Annotated in this window: 21 protein-coding genes; 13 read left to right on the forward strand and 8 right to left on the reverse strand. The window is 66.9% G+C overall.

The annotated features are described in order from the left end of the window. Positions 1 to 16: 16 nt before the first annotated feature. The 5 genes from FEF15_RS10760 to leuC form a co-directional block, all read right to left on the reverse strand. Positions 17 to 2704, reverse strand: coding sequence for a FimV/HubP family polar landmark protein (locus FEF15_RS10760; protein ID WP_163559161.1), 2688 nt, complete (start codon positions 2702 to 2704; stop codon positions 17 to 19). A gap of 239 nt (positions 2705 to 2943) precedes the next feature. Further along, a complete protein-coding gene (gene asd / locus FEF15_RS10765; protein WP_163559162.1) occupies positions 2944 to 4056 on the reverse strand; it encodes an aspartate-semialdehyde dehydrogenase in 1113 nt (370 codons plus the stop codon). Positions 4057 to 4128: 72 nt separating this feature from the next. Next, positions 4129 to 5208 carry a 3-isopropylmalate dehydrogenase gene (leuB, locus tag FEF15_RS10770; RefSeq protein ID WP_163559163.1) on the reverse strand — a complete coding sequence of 360 codons (1080 nt, stop codon included), beginning with the start codon at positions 5206 to 5208 and terminating at the stop codon, positions 4129 to 4131. Between the two features lie 156 nt (positions 5209 to 5364). Next, positions 5365 to 6018 (reverse strand): 3-isopropylmalate dehydratase small subunit, encoded by a 654-nt coding sequence (gene leuD, locus FEF15_RS10775; protein ID WP_163559164.1) that lies wholly within the window; start codon positions 6016 to 6018, stop codon positions 5365 to 5367. A 3-nt stretch (positions 6019 to 6021) separates the two neighbouring features. Beyond that, complete coding sequence (gene leuC / locus FEF15_RS10780) at positions 6022 to 7482, reverse strand: 3-isopropylmalate dehydratase large subunit (protein WP_163559165.1); 1461 nt, start codon at positions 7480 to 7482, stop codon at positions 6022 to 6024. 165 nt (positions 7483 to 7647) lie between these two features. Here leuC and FEF15_RS10785 point away from each other — a divergent pair, with 165 nt between their 5' ends. Together FEF15_RS10785 and FEF15_RS10790 are read left to right on the forward strand one after the other, a co-directional pair. Next, a complete protein-coding gene (locus tag FEF15_RS10785; RefSeq protein WP_163559166.1) occupies positions 7648 to 8553 on the forward strand; it encodes a LysR family transcriptional regulator in 906 nt (301 codons plus the stop codon). Between the two features lie 29 nt (positions 8554 to 8582). Then, positions 8583 to 9908, forward strand: coding sequence for a hypothetical protein (locus tag FEF15_RS10790; RefSeq protein WP_240454139.1), 1326 nt, complete (start codon positions 8583 to 8585; stop codon positions 9906 to 9908). A 70-nt stretch (positions 9909 to 9978) separates the two neighbouring features. Here the strand turns inward: FEF15_RS10790 and FEF15_RS10795 are convergent, their stop codons facing one another. Then, positions 9979 to 10494: a zinc ribbon-containing protein gene (locus tag FEF15_RS10795; RefSeq protein ID WP_163559167.1), complete on the reverse strand. Its 516-nt coding sequence runs from the start codon at positions 10492 to 10494 to the stop codon at positions 9979 to 9981. A 226-nt stretch (positions 10495 to 10720) separates the two neighbouring features. On the opposite strand from FEF15_RS10795, the gene leuS reads away from it, so the two are divergent. The 4 genes from leuS to FEF15_RS10815 all read left to right on the forward strand — a co-directional run bounded on the left by leuS (position 10721) and on the right by FEF15_RS10815 (position 15539). Further along, the gene (gene leuS / locus FEF15_RS10800) at positions 10721 to 13315 is read left to right on the forward strand and encodes a leucine--tRNA ligase (RefSeq protein WP_163559168.1); all 2595 of its coding nucleotides are present in this window, start codon (positions 10721 to 10723) and stop codon (positions 13313 to 13315) included. A gap of 18 nt (positions 13316 to 13333) precedes the next feature. Next, entirely contained in the window at positions 13334 to 13822 is a 489-nt protein-coding gene (gene lptE / locus FEF15_RS10805; RefSeq protein ID WP_163559169.1) for an LPS assembly lipoprotein LptE, read from the forward strand. A gap of 10 nt (positions 13823 to 13832) precedes the next feature. Then, positions 13833 to 14891: a DNA polymerase III subunit delta gene (holA, locus tag FEF15_RS10810; RefSeq protein ID WP_163559170.1), complete on the forward strand. Its 1059-nt coding sequence runs from the start codon at positions 13833 to 13835 to the stop codon at positions 14889 to 14891. Positions 14892 to 14972: 81 nt separating this feature from the next. Then, positions 14973 to 15539, forward strand: coding sequence for a molybdopterin-dependent oxidoreductase (locus FEF15_RS10815; protein WP_163559171.1), 567 nt, complete (start codon positions 14973 to 14975; stop codon positions 15537 to 15539). A 34-nt stretch (positions 15540 to 15573) separates the two neighbouring features. Here the strand turns inward: FEF15_RS10815 and FEF15_RS10820 are convergent, their stop codons facing one another. Further along, positions 15574 to 16713, reverse strand: coding sequence for an RNA-guided endonuclease TnpB family protein (locus FEF15_RS10820; protein ID WP_163559172.1), 1140 nt, complete (start codon positions 16711 to 16713; stop codon positions 15574 to 15576). 132 nt (positions 16714 to 16845) lie between these two features. Here FEF15_RS10820 and FEF15_RS10825 point away from each other — a divergent pair, with 132 nt between their 5' ends. The 4 genes from FEF15_RS10825 to FEF15_RS10840 all read left to right on the forward strand — a co-directional run bounded on the left by FEF15_RS10825 (position 16846) and on the right by FEF15_RS10840 (position 19957). Next, positions 16846 to 17976, forward strand: a complete 1131-nt coding sequence (locus FEF15_RS10825) for a GGDEF domain-containing protein (protein WP_163559173.1) — start codon at positions 16846 to 16848, stop codon at positions 17974 to 17976. Positions 17977 to 18114: 138 nt separating this feature from the next. Beyond that, on the forward strand, positions 18115 to 18510 hold the full coding sequence (locus tag FEF15_RS10830) for a PA2779 family protein (RefSeq protein WP_163559174.1): 396 nt from the start codon (positions 18115 to 18117) through the stop codon (positions 18508 to 18510). Between the two features lie 10 nt (positions 18511 to 18520). Further along, positions 18521 to 19492: a PA2778 family cysteine peptidase gene (locus tag FEF15_RS10835; protein WP_163559175.1), complete on the forward strand. Its 972-nt coding sequence runs from the start codon at positions 18521 to 18523 to the stop codon at positions 19490 to 19492. 39 nt (positions 19493 to 19531) lie between these two features. Beyond that, a complete protein-coding gene (locus tag FEF15_RS10840) occupies positions 19532 to 19957 on the forward strand; it encodes a DUF488 family protein (RefSeq protein ID WP_163559176.1) in 426 nt (141 codons plus the stop codon). Between the two features lie 148 nt (positions 19958 to 20105). Here the strand turns inward: FEF15_RS10840 and FEF15_RS10845 are convergent, their stop codons facing one another. Next, positions 20106 to 20552: a low molecular weight phosphotyrosine protein phosphatase gene (locus FEF15_RS10845; protein ID WP_163559177.1), complete on the reverse strand. Its 447-nt coding sequence runs from the start codon at positions 20550 to 20552 to the stop codon at positions 20106 to 20108. A 348-nt stretch (positions 20553 to 20900) separates the two neighbouring features. On the opposite strand from FEF15_RS10845, the gene FEF15_RS10850 reads away from it, so the two are divergent. From FEF15_RS10850 to FEF15_RS10860, 3 genes are read left to right on the forward strand one after another with little or no spacing between them, the layout of a single operon-like run. Continuing rightward, positions 20901 to 21854 (forward strand): hypothetical protein, encoded by a 954-nt coding sequence (locus FEF15_RS10850; protein WP_163559178.1) that lies wholly within the window; start codon positions 20901 to 20903, stop codon positions 21852 to 21854. Then, on the forward strand, positions 21847 to 23040 hold the full coding sequence (locus FEF15_RS10855; protein ID WP_163559179.1) for a nucleotidyltransferase family protein: 1194 nt from the start codon (positions 21847 to 21849) through the stop codon (positions 23038 to 23040). The genes FEF15_RS10850 and FEF15_RS10855 overlap by 8 nt, the downstream gene beginning before the upstream one ends. Further along, a complete protein-coding gene (locus FEF15_RS10860) occupies positions 23037 to 24887 on the forward strand; it encodes an ABC transporter ATP-binding protein (RefSeq protein WP_163559180.1) in 1851 nt (616 codons plus the stop codon). The genes FEF15_RS10855 and FEF15_RS10860 overlap by 4 nt, the downstream gene beginning before the upstream one ends. Positions 24888 to 24971 lie beyond the last annotated feature (84 nt).

Consider the following 24971-nt stretch of genomic DNA (forward strand, 5'->3'; position numbering starts at 1 on the left):
ATAGGAATGGATGGACTTACAGGCGATGGTGATCGATCAGGCGCCGTGCCGCCTCGCGCTGCGCTTCCTCGTCGCTCTCGACGAGCAGCCGCTGCAGCAGGGCGCGGGCCCGTTCCGTCTCGCCGGCCGCGATCAGGCGGCGCCCCTCCTCGAGGCTGTCGCCCGCGGGCTCGGCGCTGAACGGTCGCCCATTATCGTCATCCAGCGGCGGAAAGGCCACCTCCTCGACCTCCCAGCCCTCTCTCGATTCGTCACGCAGCGACTCATCCGACCGCCCGGGCACCGAACTCGGCTCCGGCTCCGGCTCCGGCTCCGGCTCCGGCTCCGGCTCCGGCAGTTCATCGTGGCGGGAGACCTTCTCGCCACCGGCAGCGCCGCCGCTGGCGACGGGCTCCTCAGTGCTCTCTTGGGTGGTAAAGTCCACGCTGGGCTGCATGAGCGTCTCCTCCCGCGCCGCCGGCTCCGGGTCAAGCGCGGGCGGCTGGTAGTCGATGACATTGGGAGCGCGTTCGGGGAGATCAAGCGCATCGCGGTGCGACGGCGGCTCCGGGGCCAGCGACTCAGCCGGGCGCTCGCTTTCCGCCGCCTCTTGCAGCTCGGCGTCGGGCGGCTCGACCGTGTCCGGCTCGACGTCACCCTCAGGGCTCGCCTCCGGGGCGAACTCGGAGGCGGCCGCCGCAGCCGCATCATTCTCCGGCGGCCGTGCATCGGGCGTTGCCACGTCCGTCGTCAGATCGGGCCAGTCGACGCGGCCGGCACGCTCGGCCTCCATCGGCTCCTCGGATGGCGTCGCGGCGGACTCATCGGGGTAAGCCTCATGCTGCGATTCCGTGGCAACGGCTTCCGACCCAGCGACCGGCATTGAAGGCGCCGAGTCGCTCCGTGGGCGCTCCATCAGTCGCTCCGCCTCGGCGAGTAGCGCGGCGTCGCCGTTGTCGCGCAGCCATTGCGCTTGACGCTCGGCCGCCGGCCAATCGTCCTGCTCGGCACAGGCCGTGAGCAGCTTGAAGCGCAGGTCCTGACGCGATGGCTCGCGGGCGATCCCCGCCTCGAGCAGTTCGCGCGCCCGGTCGAAACGGCCGTAGGCCATGAAGATATCGGCCTCGTTGATCGCCTCGGCCTGCGGCATGACCGGGCGCACCAGCGATTCCTGGGAAGCGGCCGAGTCGGTGGCACCCGGTGCAGCTCCCTCCCCCACACCGCCGGCGTACGCCGCCTGGGTGTCGACGCCAGCAGGGGTGACAGTGGGCATGGTCACGAAACCGGATGGCGCCGCGTCGTCATGACAGCGACGGCGCCAGCGCAGCAGCAGCCAGAGGCCGAGCAGGGCCGCGATGCCGGCACCGCCCAGCAACAGCTGCCGATCGGACTCCACCGGATAGACGGCGCCCCACCAGGGGGCTTCAGACACCGCCCCGTCGCTGCCGGGAAGCGTCGCCCCCCCAGAGGGCTCGCTGGCCTCGTCACCACGCTCGGCCATGACCGTTGCCAGCTGGTCGCGCAGGGCGTCGAGTTCCTCGCGCATCGCGCCCAGCTCGGCCTGGAGCGCATCACGCTGGGCTTCCAGAACCTGGCGACTGGCCTGCCAGCGTGCGGCCTGGCGTGACGCGTCGTCCATCAGGGCCAGGTCGGGCGAAGCGAGCGAGGCCACGACCTGGGGATCGAGTTCGCCACCCCCCGCCGCCGCCGCGTCGCCGGCCGCTCCTTCAGAGGCGGTATCGGCCCGCGCCTCGGCGGCCAGTTCCGCATCGCTGAGCAGGGTCAACCGTGGCGCCTGGACCGATTCGGTGGCCGCAACGGCGGTATCGCTTAGCGCCGGCTCGGGCTCGGCCGTCGGAGACTCACCGGTGCCCGCCGGATCGCGCGTGCTGCTGGCGACCGCCGCGGCCGGCGCCAAGGGCACCCGCTGCGGGGCGCCGCTGCCGCGACTCGCCCAGGCCTGATTCATGGCGGCCACGATGCGGTCGGCCTCCGCCGTCGAGCGCGCCAGGATGGCCTCCCGCGACGGCACCACCAGGGCATGGCCGGCACGCATGGCGTTGATGTTGCCGGAGGGGAAGACCTCGGGATTGGACTCGACCAGCGCCACCATCATCTGGTCCATGCTGATGTCGCTGTCGGGCCGCAGCCGACCGGCCACCGACCAGAGGGTGTCGCCACTGCCGACCCAGTTTGCATCGCGCGATGGTGACGCACTCGCCGTGTTCACCGTGGTCGGCGACTCGGGCTCGGCCGGCGGCGGCGTCGCTGGAGCATCGCCCGCAGCGCTGCGCTGTCGATTCCTCGCCCCGGCCAGCACCGGGAGTTCGGCGTAGTTCGGCGGGTCGAGCAGCAGGGTGACCTCGCGCAGCAGACGCCCATCCGGCCAGTCGAAGCGCAGCAGCAGGTCCAGCCAGGGTTCACGCACCGCCTGATCGCTGGTGAGTTCCACCACCCACTGCCCGTCGCGCTGACGCACCGCCATGGCCACGCTGGATGCCAGGGGAGTGCGCGCCAGGCCGGCGCGCTCGAAGGCCGTCGCCTCGGCCAGCGAGACCTGAAGCAACCGGGGGTCGAGGCCGGCCACGTCGCTCAACGGGACAACCGCCCGCAGCGGGGCATTGAGGGTCGAGCGTACCTCGACGTCGCCCACCCCGAGCGCCCAGCCCGCGGGGCTCGCGACCGACAGCGACAGCAGCGCAGCGAATGTCAGCTTGCGTCTCATGTAGTTCCCTTGCATTTCCCGGCGCCGCCGCATGAGGTGCGGCCACGAAAAAGGATGGTTATCCCATCTGGTCTCTATGTACCACACTCTGGTTCCACTGACCCCGTGTGGCGGGCGGTTTTTCGCCCCTTGTTCAACCTATGTCAAGGCGTATGAACAGCGAAGCGCCCAGGCCAACGCACAAAAAACGGGGCGCCTCCCGAAGGAAGCGCCCCGCTCTCATGGCGCGACTGACGCCCTCACTGCTCGCGCAGGATCCGCAGCATCCGCTTGAGCGGCTCGGCGGCGCCCCATAGCAGCTGGTCGCCGACGCTGAAGGCGGAGAGGTACTCGCCGCCCATGGCCAGCTTGCGCAGACGCCCCACCGGCACGCTCATCGTGCCGGTGACCGCCGCCGGCGTGAGCTCGGCGAGGGTGGCTTCCTTGTCGTTGGGAATCACCTTGACCCAGTCGTTGTGCTTGGCCAGACGATCCTCGATCTCGTCGAGCGGCACGTCCTGCTTGAGCTTGATGGTGAAGGCCTGGCTGTGCGAGCGCATGGCGCCGATGCGCACGCAGAGGCCGTCGATGGGAATGGGGTTGTCCTGCAGGCCGAGAATCTTGTTGCTCTCGACACTGCCCTTCCACTCCTCCTTGCTCTGGCCGTTGTCGCGCTTGACGTCAATCCAGGGCAGCAGGCTGCCGGCCAGCGGCGCACCGAAGTTGTCGGTGGGGAAGTCGCCACCGCGCATCGCCGCAGTGACCTGGCGATCGATGTCCAGGATGGCGCTGGCCGGGTCGGCGAGCTCGCTTGCCACGCTGTCGCGCAGCGCGCCCATCTGGCCGAGTAACTCGCGCATGTGCTTGGCGCCGGAGCCGGAGGCGGCCTGGTAGGTCATGGAGGTCATCCACTCGACCATGTCGGCCTCGAACAGGCCGCCCAGGCCCAACAGCATCAGGCTGACGGTACAGTTGCCGCCGACGAAGGTCTTGGCGCCACGCGCCAACTGGTCGTCGATGACCCGACGGTTGACCGGGTCGAGCACGATGGTCGCCTCGTCGGCCATGCGCAAGGTGCTGGCCGCGTCGATCCAGTAGCCCTTCCAGCCGCTGGCACGCAGGTCGGCGTAGACCTCTGTGGTGTAGTCGCCGCCCTGACAGGTGACGATCACGTCCAGCGCTTTCAGCGCCTCCTGGTCGAAGGCATCCTTGAGCGGAGGCACGTCCACGCCGACGTCGGGACCGGGCTTGCCGACCTGCGAGGTGGTGAAGAAGATCGGCTCGATGCCATTGAAATCGCCGTCTTCCACCATGCGCTGCATGAGCACGGAGCCCACCATGCCGCGCCATCCCACGAAACCGACTTTCAACATGTGAAGTCCTCCAGAGAAGAATGAACCCGCCATTATACAGGAATCACCCCTACCACGCAGGCGGGTGGCGAATCACTGACGTTCGAAGGCGGCCAGCACCGCATCGCCCATGGCGGCGGTGGAGACGGTCATCACCCCGTCGGCGGTGATGTCGGCGGTGCGCAGACCGTCGTCGAGCACCTCGCCCACCGCCGCCTCGATGCGGGCCGCCAGCGCCGGTGCATCTAGCGAGTAGCGCAGCATCATGGCTACCGAAAGGATGGTGGCGAGCGGGTTGGCAATATTCTGGCCGGCGATGTCCGGTGCGCTGCCATGGCAAGGCTCGTACATGCCCTGGCCGGACTCGTTGAGCGAGGCGGAAGGCAGCATGCCGATCGACCCGGTGAGCATGGCGGCGGCGTCGGAGAGGATGTCGCCGAACATGTTGCCGGTGACCATGACGTCGAACTGCTTGGGCGCGCGCACCAGTTGCATGGCGGCGTTGTCGACGTACATGTGGGAGAGATCGACATCCGGATATTCCGGGGCCAGGCGCTCCATCACCTCGCGCCACAGGATGGTCACCTCCAGCACGTTCGCCTTGTCCACCGAGCAGAGCTTCTTGCTCCGCTTGCTCGCCATCTCGAAGGCGACGCGGCCGATGCGCTCGATCTCGCTCTCGCTGTAGACGTAGGTGTTGTAGCCCACGCGCTCGCCGTCGCGCTCCTCGATGCCGCGCGGCTGACCGAAATAGATACCGCCGGTGAGCTCGCGTACGATCATGATGTCGAGCCCCGAGACCACCTCTGGCTTGAGGCTCGAGGCAGAGGCGAGCTGCGGATAGAGGATAGCCGGGCGCAGGTTGCCGAACAGGCCCAGGTTCTTGCGCAGGCCGAGCAGCCCCTTCTCGGGGCGCTTGCTCAGGTCCTCCAGTGTGTCCCACTTCGGCCCGCCCACGGCGCCGAGCAGGATGGCGCGCGCCTCCTTGGCCTTCTGCAGGGTCTCGGCGGGCAGCGGCTCGCCATGGGCATCGTAGGCGGCACCGCCCACCAGGGCCTCCTCCACCTCGACGTCGAGGCCGCGGGCCTGGCAGGCCGCCAGGATGCGGCTGGCCTGGGCGGTGATCTCGGGGCCGATGCCGTCGCCCGGCAGTACCAGAATCTTCTGTGTCATTGGTTCTTCCTTGCTGGGTCCGCGGAGCTACCTCGGCGGAAGGCCTGCGAGGAGGCGCTGTGAACCCATCCCTGGGCGCTACCGATGCCATCCCTGGCATCGGACCTCCTCTTCGGCCTTCCCCCGACGCTCCGCTGTGTCAGAGTGACGAAGGCGTCAAGCCTGAGCGGTATCGCGGAACAGCCAGGGACGTTCCTGGCGATGCTTCGCCTCGAAGTCGCGAATGGCGTCCTCATCCTTCAGCGTGATGCCGATGTCGTCGAGGCCCTCGAGCAGGCACTGCTTGCGAAAGGCGTCGACCTCGAACTCGAGGATCTCGCCACTTGGCGTGATCACCCGCTGGTTCTCGAGATAGACGTCGAGACGGTAGCCTTCGCTCGCCTCCACCTCGCGGAACAGGCGATCCACCGTTTCCTCAGGCAGGGTGATCAGCAGCAATCCGTTCTTGAAGGCGTTGTTGTAGAAGATGTCTGCGAAACTCGGGGCGATCACCACGCGGAAGCCGAAGTCCTCCAGCGCCCAGGGGGCGTGCTCGCGGGAACTGCCGCAGCCGAAGTTGCGCCGCGCCAGCAGGATGCTCGCGCCCTGGTAGCGCGGCTGGTTGAGCACGAAATCGGGATTGAGCGGCCGCTGCGAGCAGTCCTGGCCCGGCTGCCCCTCGTCGAGGTAGCGCAACTCGTCGAAGAGGTTGACGCCGAAGCCGGTACGCTTGATCGACTTCAGGAACTGCTTGGGAATGATCAGGTCGGTGTCGACGTTGGCCCGGTCGAGCGGGGCGACGAGGCCTTCGGTGCGTTCGAACTGCTTCATGGATCAGGCCTCCTGGGCAGCAGATGGGGCGTCGGGCTGGCGCACGTCGACATTCCGTACATCAACAAAGTGGCCAGCGATAGCGGCCGCGGCGGCCATGGCCGGGCTGACCAGGTGAGTGCGCCCGCCGTAGCCCTGGCGCCCCTCGAAGTTGCGGTTCGAGGTGGAGGCGCAGTGCTCGCCAGCCCCCAGCTTGTCGGCATTCATGGCCAGGCACATGGAACAGCCCGGCTCGCGCCATTCGAAGCCCGCCTCGAGGAAAACCTTGTCGAGGCCTTCGGCCTCGGCCTGGCGCTTCACCAGGCCGGAGCCCGGCACCACCATGGCGAGCTTGATGGAGTCGGCGACCTTCTTGCCACGGGCGACCTTGGCCGCCTCACGCAGGTCCTCGATGCGCGAGTTGGTACACGAGCCGATGAACACCTTGTCGAGGCGGATGTCGGTGATCTTCTGCTTCGGCGCCAGGCCCATGTACTCCAGCGCGCGGGTGTAGCCGCGCTGTACGGTCTCGTCGGGGGCCTCGGCCGGGTCGGGCACCTCGCCGCCGATGCCGGTGACCATCTCGGGGCTGGTGCCCCAGCTCACCTGCGGCTCGATCTCGGCGGCATCCAGCGTGACCACCTTGTCGAACTGGGCGTCTAAGTCGGATACCAGGTTGCACCAATCGGCCACGGCGGCGTCCCACTGCTCGCCCCGGGGCGCGTAGTGGCGCTCGCGCAGGTAGTCGATGGTGGTATCGTCCACGGCGATCAGACCAACCCGGGCGCCCGCCTCGATGGCCATGTTGCACACCGTCATGCGCCCCTCCATGGAGAGGTCGCGGATGGCGCTGCCGGCGAACTCGATGGCGTAGCCGGTGCCGCCGGCCGTGCCGATGCGGCCAATGACGGCGAGCACGATATCCTTGGCGGTGACGCCGGTACCCAGTTGGCCCTCGACGCGCACCTGCATGTTCTTCATCTTCTGGGCGAGCAGACACTGGGTGGCCAGCACGTGCTCCACCTCGGAGGTGCCGATACCGTGGGCGAGCGCCGCGAAGGCGCCATGCGTGGCGGTGTGGGAGTCGCCGCAGACCACGGTCATGCCCGGCAACGTGGCGCCCTGTTCCGGGCCCACCACGTGGACGATGCCCTGGCGCGGGTCGTTGATGCGAAACTCCTCGATGCCGAACTCGTTGCAGTTGTCATCGAGGGTCTGCACCTGGATCAGCGATACCGGATCCGCAATGCCGGCGTTGCCCTCGGCACGTTCCTTGAGCGTGGTAGGCACGTTGTGGTCGGGCGTGGCCAGGTTGGCGTCGATGCGCCACGGCCGACGTCCGGCCAGGCGCAGCCCCTCGAAGGCCTGCGGCGAGGTCACCTCGTGCAACAGCTGCCGATCGATGTAGATCAGGGCGGTGCCGTCGTCGCGCTCCTTCACCAGGTGCTGCGACCACAGCTTGTCGTAAAGCGTCTGGCCTGCCATGCGGTCTCCTCCCGGGCATCGTCGCCCACTTGTGCTCGTCACGATGGGCTCAAGGCCCTATGTGTTGTGACAGCAGTGTCACGCGACGTGCTCATAAAATCAATTCATGTTATTTATTCAATAGATTCCTTTCTGGAATTCACAACCCTGCCGAGGAGCCCGCCCATGGACACCCAGAGTCTGCAGGCCTTTCTCGCCGTGGCCGACAGCGGCAGCTTTTCTCGCGCGGCGGATCAACTGCACCTCACCCAGCCCGCGGTGAGCAAGCGCATCGCCGTGCTGGAGAGCCAGATCGATGCACGGCTGTTCGATCGCATCGGTCGCACGGTCAGCCTCACCGAAGCGGGCCGGGTGCTGCTGCCCCGCGCCCGCCAGATCCTGGTGATGGTCGACGACAGCCGCCGGGCGCTGACCAACCTGAGCGGCGACGTGGGTGGCAGCCTGACGCTGGCCACCAGCCACCATGTGGGCCTGCACCGCCTGCCGCCGCTGCTAAAGGCCTACACTCGCGAGCATCCCGAGGTACGCCTCGACCTGCACTTTCTCGACTCTGAGCAGGCCTACCAGGGCGTGCTCGACGGGGAGCTGGAGATCGCCGTGGTGACGCTGGCGCCCCACCCCGACCCCCAGCTCGAGGTGGTGCCGGTGTGGATCGACCGGCTCTGCTTCGTCTGCGCCCACGATCACCCGCTCGCCCAACGCGGCCCGCTGGCGCTGCACGAGCTGTGCGACTTCGACGCCGTACTGCCCGGCCCACTGACCTTCACCCGCACGCTGATCGAGTCGCGCTTCGCCGCCGCCGGGCTGACCCTGCCCGTGGCGCTCTCCACCAATTACCTGGAGACGCTGAAGATGATGACCACCATCGGCCTGGGCTGGAGCCTGCTGCCCGCGGGACTGGTGGCCGGCGAACTGCACGAGCTGAGGGTGGAGCACCCGCCCATCCACCGACCGCTGGGGTATCTCGTGCACAAGGGCCGCACCCTCTCCAATGCCGCCCGAGCCATGCTCGAGCAACTCGATCGGGCGCGTGAGGACGCCGCCCAGGAAGTCGACCCGGAAAACGGTTAGACTGCTCATCATTTGCGCCAGGAGCCGCCGTGTCCGACCCCGCCACGCCATCCACCTCGCCTCGCCACGCGCTGGCGGGCGCGTTGATTCTCGCCGGCCTGGTGCTGCAGATCCTGCACTTTGCCGGTCTCTCGCCGCTGCCCCACCTGGTGGGCTATGCCCTCTGGCTGGCCACGGCACTGCTATGGCGGGATATCCCGCGGCGCACGCGCTGGCAGGCCGGCGCGCTGGCCGCTATCGGCCTGACGCTGCTACTGGTGGCCCGCTGGCGCTACGACGCGGCGATTGCCTGGCCGGCGGTACTCGACGGCAACACCTATGTGGTAGCCATGCTGGTGGGAGTGAGCTTCATCGGGCTGATCGGCAATCGCCGACAGGGACGGCCGCTGGGCCGTGCCATCACCGGAATTCCCGGCACCGCCGGCACCTGGCTCGGTGTGCACTTGCTCGGCACCATTCTCAACCTGTCGACGGTGTTCATGATCGGCGACCGGCTGGCACGGCGCGGCCCGCTCAGCCTGCCGCAGCTGCTGGCGCTGAACCGTGGCCTCTCCAGCGCCGCGCTGTGGTCACCCTTCTTCGCCTCCATGGGGGTGGTGATGACCCTGGCCCCGGCCATGGTCTACACCCAGGTACTGGCAGTCGGCCTGCCGCTCGCCCTGACAGCCGGCATCCTGAGCACCCTGCAGCTGTCCCGACGCTTCGACCTGCAGGAGGTGGCCGGCTTCTCGCTCTCGCCGCGCAGCCTGCTGATGCCGGTAGCGATGGCCGCGCTGGTGATGCTCTTCCACTACCGGGTGACGCCGGCGCTTTCCATTGTCAGCATCATCACCTTCCTGCTTCCCGCAGCTGCCCTGGCCACTAACCTGCCCAAGGGGCCACGCTGGACACTGCGCCGCGTACGCCAGCACACCCTCACGCGGCTGCCGGCCATGCGCGGCGAGATCGCGCTCTTTCTCTCGGCGGGAGTGCTGACACTGGGGCTCTCCACACTGATCAGCGCCGCCACCGGCAGCGACTGGACGCTTTTCGCCCACTTCGGTGCCGGCGCGGCCGTCCTGAGCTTTCTCGCCATCGTGGCCAGCGCCATGGCCGGACTGCACCCCATCATCGGCGTTTCGGTGCTCGCCTCGATGCTCGACCTCGAACCGGCCCGCCAGACGCTATTCGCTTTCGTCGCCCTGGCCTCCTGGGCGGTGGGCACCTCGGTGGGGCCGCTCTCGGGCATCAACCTCTCGCTGCAAGGACGCTATGGGGTCAGCGGCTACCGAATGATGCGCCACAACCTGGGCTACGCAGCCGTCATGACCGCGCTGGTGGTGGTAGCCATCATGGTGCTGGAGGCCTGGTTATAACGAAGGGGCAAGGGGCAAGGGGCAAGGGGCAAGGGGCAAGGAAGGGTGCCTCGCCCCTCGTACCTTGCAGCTATTCCGACACGCGATAGAAGTAGCGATGCCCGCACTGGTGGCACGGCTCGATGCGCGCGACACCTTCCAGCTCCACCACATAGTCACAGTGCACGCAGGCCATGCGCCCGGGCACGGCCATCTCGCCCTCGCAGTAGTCGGCACGGGCGGCCTCCAGGTCTTCCTCGAAGCGCGCCTTCTCGGCCTGACTGCGATCGGCGATGGAGAGCAGGGATTCCACCACCTTGCGCGACAGCTGGTCGAGATCGATGCCCAGCCAGCTAGCCACGCTGCGCCCGCCGGCACTCAGGTAACGGCGCATATCGACCAGGTCGCGTTCCACCCAGGCCCGCAGCAGGGAGAGCTCATCCTTGGTGAACTCCTCGAGCTCCGCCTCGAACTCCACCGCCTCGTCCAGTTCCTTCTGCAGGTTTTCCCAGGTCAGGTCGCGGCGCCCCTCCTGAAGGCGGGCCAGCACGCGCTCGTAGCCCTCGCGCAGGCGGTGTTCGCGTTTGGGATCGGGACCTTCTCTCATGCTCTGCTCTCCTCGAAGCGGCTCGCGAGCGGGGACAGGCATGGCCGCTCCCGCTCGACTGGGGTATCCTTGGTTACCATTTAGACGCTATCTGGCCGTCAGTTCAACGTTTTATCGCAAAATTGCGAACCGGACCTGACGCCGGACAAGGCACGGCCGACCAGCGTGGCGCGGCGGCTGCGCCCAATATCCCAGGTACTTTTCGACAAGGCTCACCCGAGAACCGATGGACGCACAGTACAAGCCCTTTGAGATCGAACGCGACGCCCAGCACTACTGGGAAACCCACCAGTGCTTCAAGGCGGTGGAGGACGCCAGCCGCGAGAAGTTCTACTGCCTGTCGATGTTCCCCTATCCCAGCGGCAAGCTGCACATGGGGCACGTGCGCAACTACACCATCGGTGACGTGGTGTCCCGCTACCAGCGCATGCAAGGCAAGAACGTCATGCAGCCCATGGGCTGGGACGCCTTCGGCATGCCGGCCGAGAACGCCGCCATTCAGAACCAGGTGCCGCCGGCCAAGTGGACCTACCAGAACATCGACTACATGCGCAGCCAGCTCAAGGCGCTGGGTTTCGCCTATGACTGGAGCCGCGAGTTCGCCACCTGCGACAGCGATTACTACCGCTGGGAGCAGTGGTTCTTCACCAAGCTGGTGGAAAAGGGGCTGGTCTACAAGAAGATGGCCGCGGTGAACTGGGACCCGGTCGACCAGACGGTGCTGGCCAACGAGCAGGTGATCGAGGGGCGCGGCTGGCGCTCCGGGGCGCTGGTGGAGCGCAAGGAGATCCCGCTGTGGTTCCTCAAGATCACCGACTACGCCGAGGAGCTGCTCGCCGACCTCGACAAGGTCGAGTGGCCCGAGCAGGTCAAGACCATGCAGCGCAACTGGATCGGCAAGTCGCGCGGCGTGGAGATGACCTTCGAAGTCAAGGCGCCGGACGGCACCCCCGACACGCCAGTGAGTGTCTACACCACCCGCCCCGATACCCTGATGGGCGTCACCTACATGGCGGTGGCCGCCAGCCACCCCCTGGCCAAGGAGGTCGCAGCGCACAACGCCGACATGGCCGCCTTCTGTGACGAGTGCGCCCGCGGCGGCACCTCCGAAGCCGAGCTGGCCACCATGGAGAAGAAGGGCATGCCCACCGGGCACGTGGCGGTGCATCCGCTGACCGGTGACGAGGTGCCTGTCTACGTGGCCAACTTCGTGCTGATGGAATACGGCACCGGAGCGGTGATGGCGGTGCCGGGCCACGACCAGCGCGACTGGGAGTTCGCCACCAAGTACGGCATTCCCATCAAGGCGGTCATCGCCGACGAGAACGGCCAGGCGCCCGACCTCTCCGAGGGGGCCTACGTCGACTACGGCCCCCTGATCCACTCCGGCGAGTTCGACGGCCTGGATTTCGACGCGGCCTTCGAGGCCATCGCCGCCAAGCTGGAGTCGCTGGGCCGCGGCGAGGTGAAGACCAACTTCCGCCTGCGCGACTGGGGCGTGGCGCGCCAGCGCTACTGGGGCGCGCCGATTCCGGTCAAGTACGGCCCCGAGGGCCAAACCGTGCCGCTCACCGACGACGAGTTGCCGGTGGAGCTGCCCATGGAGGTCACCGTCGACGCCACCGGCTCACCGCTCAAGAAGATGCCGGCCTTCTTCGACCTGGGCGAGGGCTGGACGCGCGAGACCGACACCTTCGACACCTTCATGGAGTCGGCCTGGTACTACGCGCGCTTCGCCTGCGCCGACAACCACCAGGCGATGCTCGACGAGCGCGCCGACTACTGGCTGCCGGTGGATCTCTACATCGGCGGTATCGAGCACGCCATTCTTCACCTGCTCTACGCGCGCTTCTTCCACAAGCTGATGCGCGACTTCGGGCTGGTCAACTCCGATGAGCCCTTCCAGCGCCTGCTCACCCAGGGCATGGTGATCGCCGAGACCTTCTATCGCGACACCGAGAACGGCGGCAAGGCGTGGTTCAACCCCGCCGACGTGGAGGTCAAGCGCGACGACAAGGGCCGCCCGGTCAGCGCCACCCTGATCAGCGATGGCCAGCCCGTCGAGATGGGCGGCATCGAGAAAATGTCCAAGTCGAAGAACAACGGCGTCGATCCCCAGTCGATGATCGACCGCTTCGGCGCCGACACCGTGCGCCTGTTCATGATGTTCGCCGCCCCACCCGAGCAGTCGCTGGAGTGGTCCGACTCCGGCGTCGAGGGCGCCCACCGGTTTCTCAAGCGCTTGTGGCGCCTTGTTTGTGAGCACCGAGAGGCCGGCGAGCCGGGCCGCCTCGACGTCGAGGCCCTCGACGAGGCCCAGCGCGAGTTGCGCCGCAAGACCCACGAGACGATCAAGAAGGCCAGCGACGACGTCGGCCGGCGCACCACCTTCAATACCGCCATCGCCGCGGTGATGGAGCTGACCAATGCCCTGGGTCGCTTCCAGAACGAGGGCCAGGACACCTCCGCGCAGGGTCTGGCGGTGGCCCGCGAGGCAGTGGAGGCCTGTGTGTTGCTGCTCGCCCCCATCACCCCGCACACCTGCCACGCGCTGTGGCAGGCACTGGGTCATGACGAGCCGGTGATCGACGCGCCCTGGCCCGCCGTCGACGAGGCAGCGCTCGCCCGCGACACCATCGAACTGGTGGTGCAGGTCAACGGCAAGCTGCGCGCGCGCATCGAGGTGGAGGCCGCTGCCGACAAGGCCGCCATCGAGCGCCAGGCGCTGGCCGCCGAGAACGTCCAGCGCCACACCGAGGGCAAGACGGTGCGCAAGGTGATCGTGGTGCCCGGCAAGCTGGTCAACATCGTCGTCGGTTAAGGCCACACAGGAACCACTATGCAGCGACGCACTCTTCTCACGCGCGGCCTGATCGGCGCCACCGCCCTGGCGCTGGCCGGCTGCGGCTTCCGCCTGCGCGGCCTTGATGACCGCGGCCCGGTCATCGACGAACTGGCGCTCGCCGGCCCCGAAAACGAACTGTCGAACCAGCTCGCCGAGCGGCTGCGCGGCGCCGGGACTCGGATCCACGACGGGGCTCCCCGGGTGCTCAACCTCGGCAACGCGACGTTGAACGAACGCCGGCTGAGCGTGCTGGATGCCGGCGCCCGGGAAGTGGAGTTGGTGCTCAGTGTCCCCTTCTCGGTGCAGCGTCGTGCCGACGGCGCCTTCGTTGTGCCCCAGCAGACCCTGGAGGTAAGCGAGCGCCTCACGCTGAGCGATGCCAACCTGCTGGCCCAGGATGAGCTCCGTGCGGAGGCCGAAGCGACACTGCGCCGCGAGGCCGTGCGCCGCCTGCTCGAGCGACTGCGCGGCCTGGACCCGTGAGGAAGCGTTCGTGAAAGTCTTTGCCGACAAGCTGCCCGAGGCGCTGGCCAAGCGACTGCCCCCCGTGGTGATCGTGTCCGGCGAGGAACCGCTACAGCACATGGAGGCGTGCGACGCCGTGCGTGCCGCCGCCCGCGCCAGCGGTGTCGAGGAGCGCGAGGTGCTCCACGTGGAGGCCAACTTCGCCTGGGGCCAGCTTCACGAGATGGCCAGCAACCTCTCGCTGTTCGGCACCAGCAAGCTGATCGAGCTGCGCCTGGGCAACCACAGCCTGGGCCAGGAGGGCAGCCGGGCGCTCCAGGAGCACGCCGAGCGCCTCGCCGGCAGCGATGACGTGCTGCTCATCAGCATGGGCAAGCTCGACTTCCGCCAGCAGAAGAGCGCCTGGTTCAAGGCCCTCGACAAGGTCGGCCTGTTCGTGCCGGTGTGGCCCGTCGACCTGTCGCGGCTGGGTTTTTGGCTGCGCGACCGGGCCAGCCGGCACGGCCTGAACCTCGACCTGGAAGCGGCCCGCCTGCTGGGCGAGCGCACCGAGGGCAACCTGCTGGCCGCCGACCAGGAGCTGCAGAAGCTGGCCCTGCTAGCGCCGCCCAGCGGTCGGATCTCGGCCCGCCAAGTGGCTGGCGATGTCGAGGACAGCGCCCGTTTCGACGTCTTCACCCTGACCGATGCCTGTTTGCGGGGCGAGCCGGCACGGGTCTCGCGAATCGTCGCCGGGCTGCGCGGCGAGGGGGTCGAGCCGCCCATCGTGCTGTGGGCGCTGAGTCGCGAGCTGCGCACCCTGCTCTCGCTGCATCAGCACCTCGATCAGGGCCAGAGCTTCGAGCACGCCTGCAAGGCCCAGAAGCCGGCCATCTTCGAGAAGCGCCGTCCCGCCTACCAGCAGGCCATCGCACGCTTGCCGATCCGGCGCCTGCACAAGCTGCTGCTGTTCGCCCAGCGCCTCGACCTCGCCATCAAAGGAGCCTCACCACTGCCCTCTTGGGACGGTCTGCACGACCTGGCCCTGACACTCGCCGGCGGACGGGGGCTGCTGGCCGAAATGCCGGGCTCATACCGGGTTGGTTAATCCTAGCGTTGGCGGGAAGTCATCTCCCGGCCGCAGTTTTCTGCCACAATCGACTGAAACCCCGGCATAGAGCGTACGCCCATGCGCCAAACCCATCGACTGCCCCTCCCCTGGTACTGCCGTCGTAGCCCCACACCATACGGCGCTACCTGGCTAGCGGCTTTTCTCGCCCTGGTGCTGTTTCTCGGCGACGGCTCGGCCCGGGCAGCGGCCGTGACCTCGAGCGATCTGCCTCCCTCGCAAGACGATACGCCAATCCTGACTCTCCAGCAGGATGGCGAGCAACGCCATGTAAGCCGGGCGAAGATCGAGTCATTGGGGCTTCACGAGGTAAGCCTGCTTCACTTCGAGGGGCTGGAAGGACGCTTTGCCGGCGTGTGGCTTGACGACTTTCTCGCCGCCCAGGGGCTCGACGAAGCCTCGCGCCTGCGTTTCATCGCCCACGATGACTACACCGTCTTTCTCTCGCCCAAGGATCGGGCGGCGAAGCGCTACCTGCTGGTAACCCGCCTCGATGGCGAACCGCTCACTCGCGACAACTTCGGCCCTACCCTGCTGGTCGTGCCCGCCGATGCCGAGGCGGTTGCCGAGGGCAGCGAGTCCATGACGCGGTGGATTTGGTCGATTCGGGAAATCCATGCCCATTGACCGCTCCTCTCCCTGAAGGAAGAGGATTCCCAATTCACCGAGAACCGGACACGGACTCCATGCCGCTTACATTCTCTCCAAGGGCTAACACCGCCAGCCCGGCGGCTTTGATGTTGATCGCGGCATTGATGTCGCGGTCGTGCTCGGCTGCGCACCCGGGGCACGTCCAGGCCCGAACCTGCAACGGCATCTCGGGCATCACATGCCCGCACTCGGAGCAACGCTTGCTGGAGGGATACCACGAGTCAATAGCCGACAGTTGCCGGCCCGCCCAGGCCGCCTTGTATTCCAGTTGGCGGACGAACTCGCCCCAGCCGGCGTCGCTGATCGACTTGGCCAGTGAGCGGTTGCGCAGCATGTTCTTCACCTTGAGGGACTCGACGCAGATCACTTGGTTCTCGTTGACGATCTGGCGGGACAGCTTGTGCAGGCGGTCCATTCGGCAATCGGAGATCTTGGCGTGAAGGCGTGCGACCTTCTGCCGGGCCTTGGCGCGGTTCTTCGAGCCGCGCTGCTTCTTGCTCAGCCGGCGCTGTGCCTTGGCCAGACGGGTCGCATACTTCGCCGTATGGCGGGGGTTGCCGATTCGATGCCCGTCGCTGGTGACGAACAGGTCTTTCAGGCCGAGGTCGATGCCTACCGTCTTCGGCGTGACGGGCAGCGCCTCGGGCTCGAACTCGCACAGGCAGCTGACGAAATAGCGGCCGGCCGAGTCCTTGGACACGGTAACGGTGGTGGGTTCGCCAGGGAGATCGCGGCTCCAGCGGATCGCCAGCGGCTCCTTGCACTTGGCGAGGAACAGCTGGCCATCCCGGTACGTGAAGGCCGAGCGCGTGAATTCCGCCGATTGGCAGTGTCGCTTGCTCTTGAAAGCCGGGTAGCGGGCTCGGCCTTCAAAGAAATTCTTGAATGCCGTCTGCTGATGGCGCAGGCACTGCTGAAGCGGAACCGAGCTGACCTCATTGAGGAAGGCGGTGTCGTCGGCCTTCTTCATTCGCGACAGCTCAGCATTCGCCGCCACATAACCGATCTTCTCTCGGCGCTCATAGAACGCATCGGTTCGATAGCGAAGCACCGCGTTGTAGACGAAACGCACGCTCCCGAACGTCCTGGCCAGGAGCTGCTCCTGCTCGGGTGTCGGGTAGAAGCGGTATTTGTAGGCGCGTTTCGTCATGTCTCACAAAATAGACTGAAAGATGTAAGGTAGCAACCACCTAAGAAGGAGGCAGCGAGAAACAGGGTCGTCCTGGGGACGACGCGCTATCCCTCCTCGCACTAGAAGTGCGAGGTATCTCGCGCAAATCTGATGAAAGACCGGCGCACCTTTACTCTGGGCTGGGGCATGGCGCTCGGCTTCAGCCTGTTCGCCGGGGCCTGCTCCCTCGCCATTGGCCTCTACGTGGCCAATGCCCGCCAACACGTGGGCGCGAACTACACGGCGCTGGTAGCCGACGTGGTGCGCGCTCAGCAACATCCCTTGCTACTGCGTACCACCCTGGACGCCATGCAGGAGCACCCCGATCACCTGCACACTGACCGCTTCGACAGCCTGGTATGGCGCATTCCCCAGCATATCGAGGGCGTCAGCCACGGTCTCGCCCAAAGCCAGTTGAATCCCGACGATTACGCCCCGGCGCTGGAGGCGCTGTCGCGTGCCAGTGACCTCCTTCCCGAGATGGAGGCGCTGATGGAGGACGGCACGCTCACCGAGGACGAACGCGCAGCCCTGGACGAACTGGGCTACCAGATCGAGAACGAGCTAGCCTGGGCCTACAGCGAGCTGAACGACCTGATCCACGTGGCGGCCGGCGAGCAGCGCCAAGTCATGGAGCGGCTGGGATGGGCCATCGGCCTGCTGGTCCTGCTCGCCCTCGCCGTGGTGGGCGGCCTGATGCTGGCCCTGCTGCGCCTGAGCCACCAGCGGGAGCTCGTGTCCAGGCTGAGCCTTATTGACGAGCTCACCGGTCTCAGCAATCGACGCCACCTGCTGGAAAATGCCGAACGGCTGTACCAGCAGAGCCTGCGCAACGAACGCCCCCTGAGCCTGGCCCTACTGGACCTGGACCACTTCAAGCACCTCAACGATACTTGGGGCCACCCCGCCGGCGACCGCGTGCTCGAGGTCTTTGCCCAGACCCTGAAAGAGCAGACCCGCCAGGCCGACGTGGTCGCCCGTATCGGCGGCGAGGAGTTCTGTATCCTGATGCCCGACACGATGGCAAAGGGCGCACTCGAGCTTGCCGAGCGTATCCGCCACCAAGTGGCGGCACTGAGCGAGACGGCCCTTGGCGTGCCAACCAGGATCACCGTAAGCCTGGGGCTGGCCACCGGCGAGGGCAGCCAGGCAGACTTCGATCATCTCTATTCGCGGGCCGACCGGGCGCTCTATCTAGCCAAGGCCAATGGCCGCAACCGCACCGAGATGAGCACAGCGTGACAGCCACGGCATGAAATATCTCACCCATTGCTCTTATACTGAGAAGGCATCGTGCAAGGACAGTCGCAGCCCGCCACATTCACTTGGAAGCTCAATGGTTCACTTGGAAACTCAATGGACAAGAGAAGGAGCCACACCATGACCACCCTTCGCCGCTACCTCAGTCTCCTGCTGATCGCCACCCTGGTACTGGGCAGCCTACCGGTTGCCGCTGCCCCTCAGGCGGGCAATGGCGGATTGGTTGGCACCCAGGCAGCACTCGATGCCGAGCACACCAGCGACGCACGTGAACGCATTCATGATGTGCTGGCACGTGACGATGTCCGCGAGCAGCTGATGGCCCAGGGTGTCGACCCGGCGGACGTGGAGGCCCGCGTGGCCGCCCTATCCGACGCCGAGGCTGAGCAGATGGCCGACCGCCTCGACGAGATGCCCGCCGGGGCCAGTGTGGTGGGCGCTCTCTTCGCGGTGTTCGTCATCCTCCTGGTGACCGATATTCTCGGCCTGACCAACGTCTTCCCCTTCACGCGCTGAGCCGACGAGGATGTTCTACCTGGCATCACAGCGCTTGCAGAACGCCCGCTTGGCGGGCGTTCTGCTGTTGGGTCTCGTGCTGCTGCTAGGCGGCTGCGCCGCCACGCCGCGTCTGAGCGAGAACGCCGCACAGACGCTGCCGGCCCAGGTATTCATCCAGGACGTGCCCTTCCACGGCCAGCGCGACTACCAATGCGGCCCGGCCTCCCTGGCCATGGCGCTCGAGCACCAAGGGGTCGACACCAGCGTCGAGGCGCTGATTCCCCAGGTTTTCCTGCCGGGGCGCGAAGGCAGCGTGCAGCCGGAGATGCTGGCTGCCGTGCGCCGCCAGGGGCGTATTCCCTTCGTGATCGACAACCGCTTCGAGGCGCTGCTCACCGAGCTCGACGCGGGTCGGCCGGTGGTGGTGCTGCAGAACCTCGCCCTGCCCGCCTGGCCGCTGTGGCACTACGCCGTCGCCATCGGCTACGATCGAGACACCAACGAATTGACGCTGCACAGTGGCGAGACGCCCGAGCGCATCGAGTCCTTCCGCCGCTTCGACGCCACCTGGGCACGTAGCGACCGCTGGGCCTTTGTGGTGCTCACCCCGGGGGAGCTGCCCACCGCCATCGACGCCGGTGGGGCCATCGACGCCACCGCCGCCTTCGAACGCGTCCAGGGTGCCCAAGCGGCCCTGCCCGCTTGGGAGGCCATCGCCACGCGCTTTCCCCAGGCGGCCATGGCGCACTTCGCCGTGGGCAACGCACGTCATGCCACGGGCGATCGTGGCGGTGCCATCGCCGCCTTTCGACGTGCCGTGAGCAGGCAGGAAGATCTCGCCGTGGCATGGCTCAATCTCGGACTAGCGCTGGACGAACGCGGCAACACCGAAGCGGCTCGTGAAGCCCTTCAGAAGGCAGCCGACCAAACCGGACCCTGGCAGGAACGCGCCCGCCGGGCCCTGGCATCGCTGGACAACCGGCCCAGACACGGGCCCTAAAGACGGCATGGAACGGCCGCCACGCACGAGGAGGTTTCCATGAGCTACGAGATCGTTCTCAAGCGCGTCTACAGCCCGGCCGAACCGGACGACGGTGCCCGTGTGCTGGTCGACCGCCTCTGGCCACGCGGCAAGCGTCGCGAGAGCCTCGAGCTCACCGACTGGTACCGCGACGCCTCCCCCTCCCCAGGGCTACGGCGTCAGCACCATCGCGGCGAAATCAGCCCGGCGGTCTTCGCCGCGCGCTATCGCGGCGAACTGCGTGACGATCCGGAGAGCCTGATCCCTCTCATGCGCCATGCCCGCCAAGGGCGGCTGACGCTGCTCTCCGCCACTCGCAACCTCGACGACTCGCACCTGCCCATCCTGAGAGATGCCCTCCTGCAGGCGCTACGCGAAGAGGACGCCGAGGACAGCGAACCGGCCTCGGCGCCGTGCTATGGGCATCAGTTCCCGAATCAATAAGGGTCATCGCACTTTGTCGGGAAACTCGGCGTGGGTCTTCAGGAAGAAGTACGCAGTGTCGCGGTAGCAGTAGGCCATCCGCGAGTTATGGTCAAAATCCCTATCCGGGGATGGGGATTTCTGGTTGTGAACGTAAACAACGGGTTAGCTACCCCAAGCGGCTTGCCCAGGACTCGGCGGCGCTCTTGAGGAGATGGTGCACGTGTTCGAAGGCTTCCCGACTCTTGCGGTAGGGATCGGGAATGAATTCCCCTTGTTGATCAGGTGCGCCGAGCCAGCAGCCAAAGCACATGGTCTTGCCCATGGCAGTGGGAGAAAGCTCGCCCACGGCGCGACGCTGGCCTTCGCTCATGACCAGAATGAGGTCGGCGTGTTGCAACATGTCGACGGTCAGCTGTCGGGCTTGATGATCACTAACATCGAGGCCGTCGGCTTCAGCGAGTTCGCGGGCGGTGGGTTCCACGCCATCGCCAACCAGAGCGCCGAGACCGGCGGAATAGATGCGTTTGCCGGGCAGGCGCTGCCGGAGCAGTGCCGCGCCCACCGGGCTACGGCAGATGTTGCCGGCACAGACCACCAAGATCGTGTCGAACATGGCCTTCCTCTGCCCTCACTGGAAGTCGTCGCATCGCCTGTTCGACCTCACCAGGGAACGCCGCCTGGGAAGGTAGTGGGAGCGCCACGATCAGATGTGGCGTTTGGGGCCCCACCTGCCATCAATGCCTTGAACGTGACGACACGTGCTATACTCTCAGCAATGTAGTTTTTATTATCCCATTGTTTCGAGATGTTGTTACCGTCACCCGGCTGCTGAACTGCTGCTGAAATCAGGTCACGGCCGGCCGATGAGCACGGGAGCGGCTCCTTGCCAATATACCACGCAACAGGCTTGCCTTCCGGTGTCACTCGCATCGAACCGCTCGAGCGTCGGGGTCAAGACGCCGTGCGCTCCGCCCTCCTCTATCACTACCGCTGCTACGGCCTGCAGCTGGCCTCGCAGCTCGAGCTGCCGGAACTAGTCACCACCCGCCCGGCCCCCTCGCCGGACGCCCGGATCCTCCTCGCCGAACTGCCCCCCGCCCGCGACGGCGAGCATACGGACACACCCTGGATACAGGCCGATGAAACGCACTGCCAGCTGCAGTTCCCGGACGTGATGCGCCTGCGCATCGAGCAGGGCCGGCAAATCCTGGTCGAGCGTCGGGTAGGGCGCGGTGCCCCCCCGGGAGCGAGTGCCGCCGATATCCGGCTCTACCTGCTCGGCGGCGCCCTGGGCGCCTTGCTGCATCAGCGCCACTGGCTACCACTACACCTCAGCGCCCTGGAGACGCCGAGCGGCGTCTGGGGCTTCACCGGCCCCTCGGGGGCAGGCAAGTCGACCCTGGCGGCCTGGCTGCACCATCGCCAGGGCTGGCCACTGGTGAGCGACGATGTGGCGGTGATCCGGCCCGAGGAGACAACGCCCCTTCTCTACCCCGGCCCACCTCGCCTCAAGCTGTGGAAGGACACCCTGGCTAGCCTGGGTATCGCGTCCCACGGCCTGGTGCAGGATCTATCACGCACCGACAAGTACCACCTGCTCCGTCACCAGGGGTTCCAGCCCGCTGCCCGGCCGCTGAAGGCTCTGGTGGTGCTGGAGTCGGCTGCATCCGGCGAGGCCGCCAGCCTGGAACGGCTGCGAGGCGTGGCGGCCTTCCAGGCCGTGATGGCAACCATCTACCGCCCCGAACTGGGGGCGCTGGAGCGCGCCCCGGGCCGGCTGATGCAGCAGGCGAGCGAGTTGGCCAACCGCATCCGCGTCTACCGCTTCCGGCGTCCCCGCTCGTTGGCCGCGATGACCACTCATTGGCGCCCGCTGATCGCGGCGATCAAGGCGGGAGACGAGCCGGATGCGTGAATCGTCGAACGCTGCCCCACCCGTCCCCCTGCGCCTGCTGCTGTTGCTGGCACGCTTGGAGCTCACCCCGCCGCAGCACGACGCCGCCCTGGCGCTGTGCCAGCGCATCGACGACTGGAGCGCGCTGACCGAGCAAGCAAGTCGCGCCTTCATCCTGCCGCTGGTCTATCGCCACCTTCGCCGCCTGGCACCTGCATGTCTGCCGGCCGAGGAATTGACCCGGATGCGTGACGCCAGCCTGGCCGTGGTCCGGCATAACCTGCGGCTGGCCGCCATCCCACAACGCCTGGCCAGCCAACTGCTCGAACCGCTGGGCGTGCCCTACCTCTTCTTCAAGGGGCCGGCGCTCGCAGCCCGCTACTACGCCGACCCGGGCCTGCGCTACAGCCGCGATATCGACCTGCTGGTACCCGGTGAGCGGATGGTCGACTTGCTCGCGGCCGCCCTGGAACAGGGCTGCACGCCCTGCCAGCCGGCGGCGCTGGAAGCGGATCGCGAGAGCCTGGCCTTCGCCGTACATGCCCAGGGAGTCATCACCCTGTGCTCGCCGGAGGGCATTCCCCTCGAGATCCACCAACGGCTCGATCAGGAACCCGGCCTCTATGTCACCCGCGAGATCCTGGCCGACGCCGAACCGCTATCGCTGGGCGACGACGTCATTCGGGTGATGCCGACCAGCGAGCTGTTTGTCTATCTCTGCCTGCACCATACCCGGCATCACTGGTCCCGCCTGCACTGGCTGGTGGACCTGGATGCCATCCGGCGCCATCCGGACTTCGACCTGGATACGACGCGAGCGTGTGCCCGACGTCGGGGGCTGAGTGCCACCCTGGAGGCCGCCCTTGCCTTCCAGCATGCCTGTGCCGGCCCCGAGCCATGGCATGACGAGACCCTCGGGGCGCATGGGCATGCGTTGCTTCGCGACTGCCTGACCACCCTGCAGGGCGACTATGCTACCGAGCTGGCCCTGCGCCAGCGCAACACCACCAGTGACTTCGCCTACCCCTGGCAAACCCAGCGTTCACGGCGACTGGCATGGCGGCTAGGTCGCCTGGTGCGCCCCTGGCGGCCGAGCTACAGCGATTACCGCCAGCGTCCGCTGCCCCGCGACTGGCAGTGGCTCTACTGGTTCACCCGACCGGTGCGCGGTTTGGTGAAACACCTGCCACGCTCTCCCCGCTCATGAATTGGCTCGCCAGACTACTCGCCCCGCTGGACACCTTCCGGCGCATGCTGCCACTGCTGTGGCACAGTAGCCCCGGCTGGACCCTGGCGAGCAGCCTGCTGATGCTGCTCGAGGTGGCCTTCGCCCTGGGCGTGCTCTATCTACTCAAGCGACTGGTGGACATCATCACCGCCGGTCTCGCCGGCGGAGCCAGCGAAGCAAGCCTGACGCCGCTGCTGGGCCAGGTCGCCCTGACCGCCGCCTGCTCGCTGGCCTACCTGGCGGTTCGTGCCTTCGCCGGCCTAGCCCGGGAAACCCAGGGACTGCTGGTAGCCGAGCATATCGACACCCGGATCCATGCCACCGCCATCGATGCCGACCTTGCCTTCTACGAGAGTCCTCGCTACTTCGACACACTGCAACGAGCCAGGGAGGCGGGCAGTCAGCGCCCTGCCCAGGTCGTCGGCAACCTGTTGATGCTGTTCAAGAACGCCCTGATGCTGGGCGCGGTGGTCATGCTGATCGGCGCCATCGACTGGCGGCTGCTGCCGGTCCTGGTGCTGGCCATCGTTCCGGCGTTGCTGGTGCGCCTGCACTTCACGCGCCACTTTCATGACTGGCAGCGCCGGCGTATTCAGATGGAGCGCCGGGCCAGCTACCTTGACTGGCTGATCACCTCCGACCTGCACGCCAAGGAGCTGCGTCTCCACCGCCTGGGCGACTACCTGCGCGACCAGTATGCCAACCTGCGTGGCAGCATCCGCCGCGAGCGGCTGCAAATCACCTGGCGGCGCACCCGCCTCGAGCTCCTGGTGGCGGGCCTGGCGACCCTGGCCTTCTTCGGCGCCCTGGGCCTGCTCGTCTGGCAGACCCGCGAGGGGCGCAACAGTATGGGGGATCTGGTGCTCTTCCTGCTGATCTTCCAGCGCGCCCAGTCGATGGGCCAGGAATTGGTCCAGCAGCTCGGCAAGCTCTACGAGGACCACCTCTATATCGGCCTGCTGCTGGCCTTCCTGGAGATCCGCCCGAACCTCACCGACCCCGAGGCGCCGGAGCCCATCCCGGAGCCACTCAGCGAGGGGATCCGCTTCGAGAAGGTCGGCTTTCACTACCCGGGCAGCGACACTCCGGCGCTCAACGACATCGACCTGCGCATCGCCCCCGGACAGATCGTCGCCCTGGTGGGCGCCAACGGCTCCGGCAAGACCTCGCTGATCAAGCTGCTGTGCCGCCTCTACGATCCTACCCAGGGCCGCATCACCCTGGATGGCGTGGATATTCGCCGATACGGCCTCGAAGCCTATCGACGCCTGTTCAGCGTGATCTTCCAGGACTACGCCCACTATGCTGCCACGGCAGGCGACAATATCCGCTTTGGCGATATCCAGGGCCCCGACGCCGAGGCGCGTATCGAAACGGCGGCCGAGAACGCCGGAGCCGCGCCCTTCATCGAGGCGCTGCCCTGGCGTTATCAGACGCCCCTCACGCGCATGTTCGACGACGGCCAGGAGCTGAGCATCGGCCAGTGGCAAAAGGTGGCCCTGGCGCGGGCCTTCCTCCATCGATCGCAGTTCATCATCCTCGATGAACCGACCAGCGCCCTGGATCCGGGCGCCGAATTCGAACTGTTCGAGAACTTCCGCGAGCGCATCGACCACCGCGGCGCTCTGATCATCAGCCACCGCCTTTCGACGGTGCGCCTGGCCGACTGCATCTATGTATTAGACAAGGGAGAAATTCGCGAGGCGGGGACTCATGACGAGTTGATTGCAAGGAAGGGGGTCTACTGCGAGCTCTTCAACCGGCAAGCTTACCCCTATCGCAGGACCGACCGGGAGATCGATGTTCCTACGGCTGGGGCGGGATAGTAGAGGATTGGGAGGGAGAGGGATCCCCCCACTGTCAAGCTAGTTGGAGTATCAGCGGCTGTTAGACTCTGAACGATGTGGGGC

Source organism: Halomonas sp. NO4 (assembly GCF_010994375.1).
Taxonomy (GTDB): Bacteria; Pseudomonadota; Gammaproteobacteria; order Pseudomonadales; family Halomonadaceae; genus Halomonas.